This is a genomic window from Streptomyces sp. ICBB 8177 (genome assembly GCF_003144095.1).
Classification (GTDB): domain Bacteria; phylum Actinomycetota; class Actinomycetes; order Streptomycetales; family Streptomycetaceae; genus Streptantibioticus_D.
Window position 1 is genome coordinate 561287 of record NZ_NSKH01000002.1, and the last position, 12530, is coordinate 573816.

Here is a 12530-nt window from a genome sequence, read left to right on the forward strand (position 1 = left end):
TGGTCAGCGTGACGGATCGACGCCGGTCAGGGCGTGGCTCGCGTCCCACAGCCGCTTCGCGGCCGGGGCGTCGGCGAGGTGGTCCCACAGCGCCTCACGGCGGGGCTCGCCGCGCAGGCCGAAGACGCGCGGCCCCCACAACTCGCCCCCGCGCACGGCCGGATCGAGCACCGCGCGGACCGCGGGCCACGCGCCCGCGTGCTTGCCCTGGAGGAGGAGGCCCGCGGGCGCCGCGCCCAGCCGTGCGCCGGTGGTCCGCACGTGGACCGGGGGACGGGAGGGCGTGAGGGAGTCGAGCGCGCCGCCGGGATGGACGACCACGCTCACCACCGTGCTGCCCGCCGCGCGCAGGCGGCGGTCGAGTTCGACGCCGAAGGCCATCTGTGCCAACTTCGAGCGTCCGTAGGCGCGTTTGGGCCGGTAGTCCTCGCGGGACTGGAGGTCGCCGAAGTCGAGCCGCTCCGACTTCGCCGCGAAGCTGCCCATCGTCACGACCCGGGCAGCCGGAGCGGCCGACAGCAGCGGCATCAGCCAGTGGGTCAACGCGAAGTGCCCGAGGTGGTTCGTGCCGAACATCAACTCGTGACCGTCCCCCGTCTCCTGGCGTGGCGGGTCGTCCAGCGCGACACCGGCGTTGTGGACGACCGCGTCGAGGCGCTCCACGTCCAGCGATTCCGCGACCGCCCGCAGCGACGAGAGCTCCGCGAGGTCGAGCCGTACGGACCGCACCCGCGCGTCGGCGACCCGCGCGCGGATCGACGCCATGGCGGCCTCGGCCCTCGCGGGCTTGCGGCTGCCGAGGACGACGGTCGCCCCGGTCGTCGCCAACTGCTCCGCCACGAAGTACCCGATGCCCGCGTTGCCTCCGGTGACGAGGAAGACGCGGCCGTCGGCACGCGGCAGCCGCCGGACGTTCCAGGGCGGGACGGGGGCGGATGAGGATGACATGGCGGCGGACTCCCTCGCTGGTGCGGACGGCCGCGGCTGCTCACCGGGCGGCTGTGGCACCCACGGTGTCAGCGGTCACCGACATTCCGCCCACAGACCGCTGAGACCCCGGCCGCACGGCCGACATCCCGCCCACACCGCACCGGTGCCGCTGAAACGGGCGGCGGCCCGGCACGCGCACCTTTCGGTGGCGTGCCGGGCCGCTCGGGTTCGGGACGGGGTCTGTCACAGACCGCCCGCGGAGGCGCACTGCCAGGCGCCCGCGCCCTGCATGCCGTACAGGGTGTTGGCGACGGCGATCTGCTCCGCCTTGGTCGCCTGGTCCGCGCGCGGCGCGTACTTCAGGCCGCCGGCGGCCGCCCAGGAGGACGGGGAGAACTGCAGGCCGCCGTAGTGGCCGTTGCCGCCGGAGTCGTGGTTCTGCCAGTTGCCGCTGGACTCGCACTGCGCGACGGCGGTCCACTGCGCGTCGGTCGGGTGGGAGGCGGCGGAAGCGGTGGTGGCGCTCAGGACCGGCACGGCTATCGCGGTGCTCGCGACGGCGGCGAGAGCGGTCATGCGGACGGACTTCGAGACACGGTTGAGCTTGAACATGGGGAGTTGATCCTCACCGGCGCCTACGAGGTCAGCTGTCGGGTTCGGGCTGGTGAGTGCCCGGCCGTGTGCCGTGAGGCGCACAGCTTCACCCCTAGCCGGGGCCCGGTTCCGGGTGGTTCCGGGTCCCGGCGGAAGACCTTGGGTCCCCCGCTCCTGCCGTACGGCGCTTCCGCGTCGACTGTTCCCGTCGGCCGGCGGCAGGATTAGGCGTCCTGGCCGACGAGGTCCGCAACTGCGAACGAGATCGACCAAAACACGCGCTCCCGGCGGGAGGCAAGAGTCGGTATCTATGGGGGCCATTAGTAGGTAAGCGGTAGAAATACCCATACGGGCTGGTCAAGGGGGAGTAAAGGTACTATCTGAGGCCCTTATGGGCGATATGTCCCATGAGGTACATCACAGTGAACGCCCTGATCCGGGCGGGTGATTGTGGCCTGGGCCACGCGACAGGCGGCGTCCCGGGGCCTATCGCGACCCCGCTCGGGCGGGGGACGGACCGCCCCGCCCCCGCCCCGCGTGCCCGCTCCGGCCCGCGCCGCGCGCCGCCGCCTCCACGACCGCTGCGGCCAGGCTCCAGAACGGGCCGACAGGGTGGACGCGAAGCTGCCGAGCCGCGGGCCAGGAGGACGAGATGAGACCAGCCGGACCTGACGAGGGACTGGCGCGAGGGCCCGTGGTGGTGCTGGGGGGCACCGGATGGATCGGCCGCTGGGTGTGTGCCGCCTTCGCGGCGACGGGGCGCCCCGTGCTGGCCGTGGCCCGCGAACTGCGACCGCTGCCGCGTAACGTGCGGCTCTTCCGGCTGGACGCGGCCGGTCTCGACACCGCGGGCCTGGCCTGTCTGCTGGCCGCCGAGCGCCCCGCGATCGTGGTGAACGCGGCGGGCGGCTACTGGACCGGCAGCCTCGCGCACATGGAGCACTCGTTCATCGAGGTCACCCGCCGCCTGATGGGCGCGATCGACCGGCTCCCCGAGCGGCCCCGCGTCGTCCACCTCGGCACCGTGCTGGAGTACGCGCCGCCCGCCTACGGCGTGCCGCTGACCGAGGACGCGCCGACCGCGCCCGACACCGACTACGGCCGGATCAAGCTGGCCAGCACCCGGATGGTCACCGACGCCGTGCGCGCCGGCCGCGCCGACGCGGTCGTGCTGCGGCTGGCCAACGTCTGCGGCATCGGCGCCCCCGTGCAGAGCCTGCCCGGCCGGGTCGCGGCCGAGCTGGCCGAGGCGGCGCTGCTCGGGCGGCCCGCCCGCCTGGAGTTCACCGGCCTGACCGGCCACCGCGACTACGTGGACGTACGCGACGTGGCCCGGGCGATCGTCGCCGCGGCCACCGCCCCGGACCCCGGACGCCGCCTGTTCAACATCGGCGTCGGCGTCCCCGTCCCCGTGCGCGAGGTGGTCGACGGGCTGATCGCGGCGAGCGGCGTCCCGTCCGACCTGACCGTGCACCCCGTACAGCCCGGTCCGGCGGCCGGCGGGCTGTGGTCGGCGGTCGACCCGGGGGCGGCGGCCCAGGCTCTGGGATGGCGGGCGGAGATCACCTTCGCGGAGTCGCTGGCCGCGCACTGGGCCGACGTGAGCACCGCCACCCGGGCGGCGGCCGAACCGGACTGGTCGGCCGCTTAGGGTTGATCACATGAACGAGGTACCGCTCCCGCCGAAGCCCACGTCGGCCTCCCGCATCACGCTGTCGCACATCATGTCCGCGCACGACACCAACCTGCTCGGTACCGTGCACGGCGGCGTGGTGATGAAGCTGGTGGACGACGCGGCGGGCGCGGTGGCCGGACGCCACTCCGAGGGCCCGGCGGTGACCGGGGCGATGGACGAGATGGCGTTCCTCGAACCGGTCAGGGTCGGCGACCTGCTGCACGTGAAGGCGCAGGTCAACTGGACCGGCCGCAGCTCGATGGAGGTCGGCGTCCGGGTGATGGCCGAGCGCTGGAACGAGTCCGGCGTCGCCCAGCACGTGGCCAGCGCCTACCTGGTCTTCGTCGCGGTGGACGCGAACGGCATGCCGCGCGCGGTGCCCCGGGTCCAGCCGGAGACCGAGCGCGACGAGCGGCGCTACCAGGAGGCGCAGATCCGCCGCACCCACCGGCTGGCCCGCCGCCGGGCGATCATGGAACTGCGGGACAAGCGAGCCGCCGAGGGCATCGACGACTGAGCCGGGGCCGTGAACGCCGGACGCGACGGTATCGACGACTGAGCGGACCGGGCGGGCGGTGCGGTTCGGCCAAACCGGCTAACAATCTGATAATCCGGATTACTTGGGCCTTCCTCGACATATGCCTAAACGGCGACCGGGCGTGTCTGTTCTACGCGCCCCGACGAGAGGAAAGTCATGCAACGCACCACCGCCGCGTTCGCCGTTCTGGCCGCCGTGGGTCTGGGCATCGCTCTCCCGGCCACCGCTCAGGCCGCCACCCCGCACAGCGCCAACTGCCCGAACGGCTTCAAGCCCGGTTTCGCCCTGAGCAACAAGGGCCTGTTCCAGGCGTGTGTGGTGGCGGACGAGACGGCCAACCCGGCCCTCACCGACACCCAGCTGGTCCCGGCGAAGCCCGCCAAGCCGGCCCGCCACCAGACCCCGGCCCAGCACCAGGTCCCGAACAAGCCGGCCCGCCACCAGACCCCGGCCAAGCCCGCCCGGCCGGCGAAGCCCGCCAAGCCCGCCAAGCCCGCGATGCCGGCCAAGCACCAGACCCCGGCCAAGCCGCAGGCCCCGATGTCCCCGCAGCAGGACGAGCAGCCGGTCGGCTGACCCGCCCCCCGGTGAAGGACGGGCCGCTCCAACCGGCCCGTCCTTCGCACGTCCGCACCGGTGGGCGCGGCGGGACCGCCCGGGAGCCGTGAGCCACGGACACGTGGCTCACGGCCACAGCGGGGTCCGGGTCCAGCCCTCCCCGGCACGTTCGCAGGTGAGCCGGACGTGTCCGCGGTCCTTCGCCCCCCTGCCGGAACCCCACCTCGCGCGGACGCAGCGCGTACAGCGTCCAGCCCCGGTCCGCCAGGTCCGGCTCGCGTTCCAGCCGGGCCGGCGACCCCTCCGCCGCGATGCCCCTGAGCGGTTGGCGCAGGCCGGTCACGCGGCCCTAGTCCCCGTCGCACAGCTCCTGCTGGCCGTTGAGCGCGGTCACGCCGGTCGCGGGGTCGGCGGGCGGGGGCGGCGGCGCGCCCTCCACCGGGGTCACCGTCTTGAAGTCGGGCCCGAGCAGCACCCGGAAGACCGGCCCCTGGTGCCGTACCGGACGCAGCACCGCACCGGGCAGCGCGGTGGCCAGCGAACGCACCGACAGGTTCCAGCGCGGGTCGTACTCGATGACCGTACGAGGCACCGACCGCAGGCGTTCGCGCGGTGCCGGGTCGACGACGAAGCCGGTGGCCCGCAGCTGGTCGGCCGCCCGCTGCGCGCCGGGACCGCCCAGCACCGCGACGCGCACGCTGCCCGGCGGGACCTCCACCCGCTGCCGCACCGGGCCGGTGGGCGACGGCGCGGGGGCGGGGGCCGCGGGCGTTCCCGGCGAGGAGGCGGACGGCGACGGCGCAGGGGAAGCGTGGGTGTCCGTCAGCGGGTGGTCGGCCCGGATAGCGGCGAAGAGCTTGTCCGCCTTGGGCTGGTCCCAGGTGACCGTCGCGCCGATGCCCGGCACCGGGTAGTCGAGGTTGGCGACCGGCACCGAGGTGAACTCCGCCGACGCGGGCGAGAAGTGCCGCATCGCCTCCGCGAGATCCACCAGGTCGGCGGGCTTGAGCCCCGGGTCTGCGCGTACCGAGCCCAGGGCGTCGCCCAGGGTGGAGCCCAGCTTCACCGGGTCGAGCAGCAGTCCGCTCGCGGTCGCCTTGTGGATCAGCTCGGCGACGAATCGCTGCTGGCGGCGCATCCGGCCCAGGTCCGCCGACCCGTCCACGTACCGTGCCCGCACGTACTGCAACGCCTGGCCGCCGTTGAGGACCGTGGTCCCGACCGGCAGGTTCAGGCCCGACTTCGGGTCGTGCAGCGGGCGTTCGGTGCACACCGGGACGCCGCCGAGCGCGTCCACCGTCTTCATGAAGCTGACGAAGTCGACTTCCAGGTAGTGGTCGATGTGGACGCCGGTCATCCGCTCCACCGTGCTGACGGTGAGCGCGGGACCGCCGATCGAGTACGCCGCGTTGATCTTCTCCGGCCGGGAGGTCCTGCCGTCCGCGTCCGGCAGCCGTACGTAGGTGTCGCGCGGGATGCTGATCACGCTCAGCCGGGAGCGGTCGGCGGAGACGTGCGCCAGCATGATCGTGTCCGTGCAGTGGCAGGGCGCGCCGCCCAGGTCGTACTGCTGTTTCTCCCGCGCGCTGATGCGGTCCCGGCCGTCCGTGCCGACCAGCAGGAAGTTCTCCCCGGCGCCCGCGGCCGGGCGGTGGGCGAGGCCCTGGAAGACGTTGACCCGGCCGATGTCGCCGCCGACGCTGCCCATCGCCACGTTGGCCAGCCCCGAGGTGGTCAGCACGGTCAGCGAGAGCGCCCCCGCGATCCGCATCAGCCTGCGCTTGCGCAGCCTGCGGTGACGGCCGCCGGAGCGCTGCGGCACAGGGCGGGCGGTGGGCCGTGCGGTACGGGCCGCGGGACGTGCGGCGCGGGAGGCGCGGACGGGGCGGGCCGGTCGCTGGCCGGGGACGGCGCGGGGGTGAGGGGGGCGGCCTGGCACGGGCGGACCTCCGGGGTGGGGCGGCACGGCGTACGGACGAATCGGCATACAAGACGCAGATAAGACGTTCACGCTAGGGCGGTACAGGGACCGGGCCGCGCCCCCACGCCGACTGCCCCGCGCCGCCTCACCCGACCGGCCCCGCACTCAGCCGTTGGGGGTAGCCTGTGCGCCGATGAACGCCGTGAACGCCACGAGTGGCCAGCCCCTCCCCGCCGTCTCCGTGATCATGCCGGTGCTCAACGAGGAGCGGCATCTGCGCGAGGCGGTGACCCACATCCTCCAGCAGGAGTACGCGGGGGAGATGGAGGTGGTGATCGCCCTCGGGCCCTCCACCGACCGCACCGACGAGATCGCCGCGGGCCTGGTCGCCGAGGACCCCCGGGTGCACACCGTGCCCAACCCGACCGGCCGTACCCCGGCGGGTCTGAACGCCGCGATCAAGGCCTCCCGGCACCCGGTCGTCGTCCGCGTCGACGGGCACGGCATGCTCTCGCCCGACTACATCGCGACGGCGGTGCGGCTGCTGGAGGAGACCGGCGCGGCCAACGTCGGCGGCATCATGCACGCCGAGGGCGAGAACGCCTGGGAGCGCGCGGTTGCCGCCGCGATGACCTCGAAGATCGGCGTGGGCAACGCGGTCTTCCACACCGGGGGCGAGGCGGGCCCCACCGAGACGGTCTACCTCGGCGTCTTCCGGCGCGAGGTGCTGGAGCGGCAGGGCGGCTACAACGAGGAGTTCGTCCGCGCCCAGGACTGGGAGCTGAACTACCGCATCCGCGAGGCGGGCGGCCTGATCTGGTTCTCGCCCGAACTGCGGGTCTCGTACCGGCCCCGGCCGAGCGTGCGCAAGCTCGCCCGGCAGTACCACGACTACGGCCGCTGGCGGCACGTCGTCGCCCGCTACCACTCGGGATCGATCAACCTGCGCTACCTCGCGCCGCCCGCCGCCGTCGTCGCCATCGCGGCCGGCGCGGTCGTCGGCGCGCTGGTGCACCCGGTCGGCTGGGTCGTCCCCGGCGGCTACGCGGCCGCGATCGCGCTGGGCTCGCTGCCCGCGGGCAAGGGTCTCGACGCGGGGGCCCGGGCGCGGATCCCGGTGGCGCTGGCCACGATGCACATGTCCTGGGGCTGGGGCTTCCTGACCAGCCCGAAGAAGCTGGCCCGCAAGGTCATCGCCAGCCGCCGCCCGGCGGTCCGCGAGGGCGCGCCCGCCTGAGCGGGCGCGCCGCCGGGGTCAGTGGCGGCCCGTCACCAGCTGTACCCGCCGCTGACGTTGACCTTCATGCAGGCGTCCGTACCGGCGTTGAGGGCGGCGGCGGTGTCCGGCAGCTTCGTGGGATCGGAGCTCGCCGACTTCGGGTACGACTCGCCCGTACGCCAGTCGGAGCCGACGACCAGGGTGATGCCGCTGACGGCGGCGGACTTGCGCACCGCGCTCGCCGGGATCCCCAGCGCCCTGGCGACGGCCTGGGCGTCCGCCTGGAGGTCGTTGCTCGGATAGGTGATCGTGGTGTCGGCCTGCGACTGGAGGGTGTCGTCGGTGCCCGCGCGGGTGAAGCCGAGGGCGGCCAGCCGCTCGGTGACGGCGCCCGCCCGGCCGGGGACCGGCGCGAGGGAGATGGTCCCGGTGCCGTTGCGCACGGTCACCGCGATCCGGCTCTTGGGCGCGGCGGTGTCGGAGGGCGACGGCGAGGCCGGGGCGGACGCGCTCGGCTTGGCGCCGGGGGCGCCGCCCTTGCCGTCCACGGGGATGTCGCCGCGGACCATGGCGAACAGCTTCTGGGCGTCCGAGGTCGGCACCACGTGCGCGTCGGGGTCCTGCGGGTCGGGCGCCCACGGCATCGTGGTCATGGTGATCCGGTCGGTCGGCACCTTCTGCAACTGCCCGGCCAGGTCGTAGAGCTTCTTGACGGTGCCAAGGCCCTGGTCCACGGTGAGCGCCCGGGTCGCGCTCTCGGCGAGGTTCATCAGCTCGCCGGGGTCGGTGAGCTTCGCGGAGGACTTCAGCTGACGCACCATCGCGCTCATGTACATGTGCTGCGCGTGGGTGCGGCCGATGTCGCTGCCGTCCTCGAAGCCGTGCCGGGTGCGCAGCCACTGGAGGGCCTGCTGCCCCTGGATGACGTGGGTGCCCTTGGTGAGCCTCAGGCCCGAGTCCTTGTCGTAGACGTTGTTGTCGACGCAGACCGGGACGCCGCCGACCGCGTCTGCCATCTTCACCACGCCCGCGAAGTCGACCATCATGAAGTGGTCGATGGGTATGCCGGTCAGCTCCTCCCAGGTGGCCACGGTGCAGCCGGGACCGCCGTGCGAGAGGCTGTCGGTGATGATGTCGTTGGCCGGCGCGTACTTCTTGCCGGTCGTCGGGTCGGTGCACTCGGGGATGTCCACCCGGGTGTCGCGCGGCACGCTGATGACCGTCATGTTGCTGCGGTCAGCCGAGACGTGCAGCAGCATCTCGACGTCGGCGTGCGGCGGGCCGCCGATGTCGTAGGTGGCGCCGCCCAGCTCGACGTCCTCGCTGGTGTTCCGGCTGTCGGAGCCGAGGAGCAGGATGTTCAGCGGGGTCTGGCCGGCGGCGTTCGGCACGGCGGGGGCCAGGTGCTTGGCCCCCAGGTCGAGGTCGGCCTTCTTCAGGTTGCCGTTGAGGTGCTGGTAGTACGCGTACGCGGCGCCACCGGTGCCCAGCACGATGAGCGTGGTGCCGATCGCCACCCACTTCAGGGCCCGGCGTCCACGGCGGCGGCGGACGTCGTCGGTACCGCCGTCACCGGTGTCGCCGCCCCGCCGGTGCCCACCGCTGGAACGCTGCGCGGGCACCCGGACGGTGTCGTCGGCGAGGGGCCGGGTCGGCTCTGCTGCGGTGCCGTCGCGCATCAATCCTCCTGGGTGTCAACCCAGTAGGACAAGCAACCCCCTTTCGTGGTTGCATCGTTCCGCTTACGTTACTTTTCGCGCTGAAGTAATCACCCAGCGCAGAGCTCACGCCAACGCCATGGAACCGCTGCCGCGCTCACATCACGGTGTGCGTCACCCGTTCCGCCTCGCGGCGGCGCTCCAGTGCCTCGGGGGACAGCTCGCCTACGTGCCGGCACAGCACCACGGAGCCACCGGCCGCCAGTGGTGCCAGCAGCCCGGCGGCCAGCCCGTCCCAGGTGTCGTACGGCAGCGCCGACAGCATCCGCGACCCCGCCGTCAGCCCCGAGTCCCGCGCGCTCTCCAGTGCCCGCGCGGTCACCTCGGCGCCGGTCAGCTCGGTGCCGTCGGGCAGCGCGAGGGCGGGGGCGTGCGGATCGACCGGCGCGTACGGCACGAAGCGGTCGCCCTGGCTCGGCACCTCGACCGCGTAGTCGGCGAAGCCCCGCGGCGGTTGCGGGAAGCGCGCGCCCAGCGGCTTGAGCGCCAGCGCCATCCGCTCCCCGGAGCAGGCCAGCGCCCGTTCAAGGGTGTCGGGGCCGCTGACCACCACGTCGGCCGCCGCCGCCTCCCCTCCCGGTGCCGCGACCACGCCGGCCGAGAAGCAGGCCAGCAGCCAGGCCGCGGTCTGCCAGTGCGCGGGCAGCAGCAGCGCGACCCGGTCGCCGGGCTGCGCGGACAACTCGTCCTGGAGCAGATTGGCGGTCTTCGCCACCCAGTTGGCGAGGGTGGCCACCGACAGTTCGACGCGCTCGCCGGTGGCGTCGTCGTAGAACGTCAGCAGCGGGCGCGCGGGGTCCGTGGCCAGCGCGGATCGCAGGAGATCGGCGGGCGTGCGGTCGGAAGCGTTCACGCGGCAAGAGTACGGGGCTGACCCGGACGGCCCGTGCGCCGATCGGACGGTCCGTCAGCTGACGACTCGCACGATTTGCCGTTTATGACACCATTTCAGTCATGCGTGCATTCATCGCTTCCACGGTCGGGGCCGCCTGCGCGTGCACGGCCGCTTTCGCCCTCCCGCTGATCACGTCGGCCGGAGCCTCCGCCCACGGCAGCCGTGGCACCGCGTCCCCGGTCCGACTCGCCGACGCCTCCGACGCGGCCGGCAGTACCCGGTACCAGCCGCTGGTCCGGCTCGGACCCCCCGCCGCCACCGGCTCCGGCGCCGCCCGGGCCCGCGCCGCGGCCGGGGTCCAGGGGCTGCGGACCGAGGCGGTCCGGCCCTTCTCGCTCATCGGCGTCACCTGGAACGACGGCACCACGGAGCTGAACGGCACGGTGCGGGTGCGCACCCGGTCGGTCGCCACCGGCGCCTGGTCCGGCTGGCAGACGCTGGAGAACAGCGACGACGTGCCCGACTACGACTCGCCGGAACGCGCCTCGGGCCACGTGCGCGGGGCCACCGCACCGCTGTGGGTCGGCGACTCCGACGGCGTCCAGGTCCAGGTCACCCCCGCGGCCCCGGCGAGCGGCCGGGCGGCGGCGCCCGCGCTGCCGAAGGGCCTGCGGGTGGACATGGTCGACCCGGGCGGCCCCTCGGTACGGGCCGCGGCGCCCTCGGCGGCACCGCTGGACTCGCAGTCGGCCGCCGCGCAGCCGTCCGCCCCGGCGGCGCGGCAGGCCCCGCCCGTCGCCCCGTCCGCCTCCGCCGCGCCCGCCTCTCCGTCCGCCTCCGCCGTGCCGTCCGCGAGCCGGCAGCCCGACTACCGGGCCGAGGGCGACGAGACCGACCACGCCGCCAGGCCCAGGATCGTCACCCGGGCGGGCTGGGGCGCCGACGAGGGCATCCGCGAGCGGGCCTTCGAGTACACCCACACCGTCAAGGCCGCCTTCGTCCACCACACCGCCACCGGCAACGACTACAGCTGCTCGCAGGCGCCCGCCATCATCCGCGGCATCTACCGCTACCACGTCAAGAGCGAGGGCTGGCGGGACATCGGCTACAACTTCCTGATCGACAAGTGCGGCACGATCTACGAGGGCCGGGCGGGCGGCGTCACCCGCGCCGTGCAGGGCGCCCACACCCTCGGCTTCAACACCGACACCACCGGCATCGCCGTCATCGGCACGTTCTCCACGGTCAGGCCCAGCGCGGCAGCCGTCAGCGCCCTGGAGCACCTGACGGCCTGGAAGCTCGGCCTGACCGGGGTGAACGCGGACGCCAGGACGACACTGGTCTCCGGCGGCAGCAACAAGTACCGCAGGGGCGCACGGGTGTCGTTCTGGACGATCTCCGGCCACCGCGACGGCTTCGCCACCGAGTGCCCCGGCGCCAAGCTGTACGACGAACTGCCCGCGATCCGCAGGGCCGCGGCGAAGCTCCAGGGCAGATAGCCCCACGGCTCCCGCGTCCCGTACGCCCGCTCCCAGCTCCCCGGGAGCGGGCGCACGGGCGTACGGGCGGGTGCCCGGGGGAGCCCGTTACCCTCGGTGCGGTGTACACCTCCTCCGTCTCCCGCCGCGCCGGGGCCGCCGGCAGCGTGCTGGACCTCGGGCTCACGCTCGGGGTGCTGGCACGCGGACCGGGCGACCCGTCGTTCCGGATGACCGCGGACGGCACCGTCTGGCGGGCCTGCCGCACGCCGCAGGGCCCGGGCACGCTGCGGGTGGCCCCGGCGGGGGACGGCCGGGTGGGCGCTCAGGCCTGGGGGCCCGGCGCCGACTGGCTGATGGACGCGCTGCCCGGGCTGCTGGGCGAGGAGGACGACGCCTCCGGCTTCGTGCCGCGCCACCGCGTCGTCCACGAGGCGCACCGCCGCCACCCCGGCATGCGGCTGACCCGTACCGGGCTGGTCCTCGAATCGCTGATCCCGTCCGTGCTGGAGCAGAAGGTCACCTCCGACGAGGCGTACCGCGCCTGGCGGCTGCTGCTCCAACGGCACGGCGAACCCGCCCCTGGCCCCTTCCCCGGCCTGCGGGTGATGCCCGACGCCCGGGGCTGGGCGCTGATCCCGTCCTGGGAATGGCACCGGGCGGGCGTGGACGGCAAGCGCTCCGGGACCATCGTGCGGGCGGCGCGGGTGGCGCGTCGGCTGGAGGAGGCGACCGCGCTGCCGCCCGCCGAAGCCGCCGCCCGGCTCCAGCTCGTCCCCGGCATCGGCCCGTGGACCGCCGCCGAGACCGTCCAGCGCTCGCACGGCGCCCCGGACGCGGTCACCGTGGGGGACCTGCACCTGCCGAACCTCGTCGGCTACGCGCTGACCGGGGCGCGGAACACCGACGACGCGGCAATGCTGGAGCTGCTCGCGCCGTACGAGGGGCACCGGCACCGCGCCGCGCGGCTGATCCTGCTGGGCGGACCCAGGCGCCCGCGCCGCGGACCGCGCTTCTCGCCCAACGACATCCGGCTGATCTGACCGCGCGGGAGGCCCCCGAAG

General features: G+C 74.1%; 10 protein-coding genes, 1 pseudogene and 1 riboswitch. Of the genes and pseudogenes, 6 read left to right on the forward strand and 5 right to left on the reverse strand.

Annotated elements, in window-relative coordinates:
• Positions 1-3: 3 nt before the first annotated feature.
• Together CK485_RS02905 and CK485_RS02910 are read right to left on the reverse strand one after the other, a co-directional pair.
• The gene (locus CK485_RS02905; protein ID WP_109446441.1) at positions 4-948 is read right to left on the reverse strand and encodes an SDR family NAD(P)-dependent oxidoreductase; all 945 of its coding nucleotides are present in this window, start codon (positions 946-948) and stop codon (positions 4-6) included.
• A gap of 228 nt (positions 949-1176) precedes the next feature.
• Positions 1177-1542: pseudogene (locus CK485_RS02910) on the reverse strand (transglycosylase family protein); the annotation flags it as partial.
• Between the two features lie 7 nt (positions 1543-1549).
• A riboswitch (cyclic di-AMP (ydaO/yuaA leader) is annotated at positions 1550-1721 on the reverse strand.
• Positions 1722-2176: 455 nt separating this feature from the next.
• On the opposite strand from CK485_RS02910, the gene CK485_RS02915 reads away from it, so the two are divergent.
• From CK485_RS02915 to CK485_RS30015, 3 genes are all read left to right on the forward strand, one after another.
• Complete coding sequence (locus tag CK485_RS02915) at positions 2177-3175, forward strand: NAD(P)-dependent oxidoreductase (RefSeq protein ID WP_109446445.1); 999 nt, start codon at positions 2177-2179, stop codon at positions 3173-3175.
• A gap of 10 nt (positions 3176-3185) precedes the next feature.
• Positions 3186-3716, forward strand: a complete 531-nt coding sequence (locus CK485_RS02920; RefSeq protein WP_109446447.1) for an acyl-CoA thioesterase — start codon at positions 3186-3188, stop codon at positions 3714-3716.
• Between the two features lie 177 nt (positions 3717-3893).
• Positions 3894-4313, forward strand: coding sequence for a hypothetical protein (locus CK485_RS30015; protein ID WP_109446448.1), 420 nt, complete (start codon positions 3894-3896; stop codon positions 4311-4313).
• 331 nt (positions 4314-4644) lie between these two features.
• Here CK485_RS30015 and CK485_RS02930 read toward each other — a convergent pair whose 3' ends face one another.
• Positions 4645-6117 (reverse strand): LCP family protein, encoded by a 1473-nt coding sequence (locus CK485_RS02930; protein ID WP_241968079.1) that lies wholly within the window; start codon positions 6115-6117, stop codon positions 4645-4647.
• 292 nt (positions 6118-6409) lie between these two features.
• Here CK485_RS02930 and CK485_RS02940 point away from each other — a divergent pair, with 292 nt between their 5' ends.
• Entirely contained in the window at positions 6410-7453 is a 1044-nt protein-coding gene (locus CK485_RS02940; protein ID WP_109446450.1) for a glycosyltransferase family 2 protein, read from the forward strand.
• Positions 7454-7485: 32 nt separating this feature from the next.
• Here CK485_RS02940 and CK485_RS02945 read toward each other — a convergent pair whose 3' ends face one another.
• Together CK485_RS02945 and CK485_RS02950 are read right to left on the reverse strand one after the other, a co-directional pair.
• On the reverse strand, positions 7486-9114 hold the full coding sequence (locus CK485_RS02945; RefSeq protein ID WP_109446452.1) for an LCP family protein: 1629 nt from the start codon (positions 9112-9114) through the stop codon (positions 7486-7488).
• 136 nt (positions 9115-9250) lie between these two features.
• Complete coding sequence (locus CK485_RS02950; RefSeq protein ID WP_109446454.1) at positions 9251-10006, reverse strand: TIGR03089 family protein; 756 nt, start codon at positions 10004-10006, stop codon at positions 9251-9253.
• A gap of 101 nt (positions 10007-10107) precedes the next feature.
• Here CK485_RS02950 and CK485_RS02955 point away from each other — a divergent pair, with 101 nt between their 5' ends.
• Positions 10108-11487 carry a peptidoglycan recognition protein gene (locus tag CK485_RS02955; protein WP_109446456.1) on the forward strand — a complete coding sequence of 460 codons (1380 nt, stop codon included), beginning with the start codon at positions 10108-10110 and terminating at the stop codon, positions 11485-11487.
• Positions 11488-11588: 101 nt separating this feature from the next.
• Positions 11589-12509, forward strand: coding sequence for a DNA-3-methyladenine glycosylase 2 family protein (locus tag CK485_RS02960; RefSeq protein ID WP_241968080.1), 921 nt, complete (start codon positions 11589-11591; stop codon positions 12507-12509).
• The last annotated feature ends 21 nt before the right edge of the window (positions 12510-12530 follow it).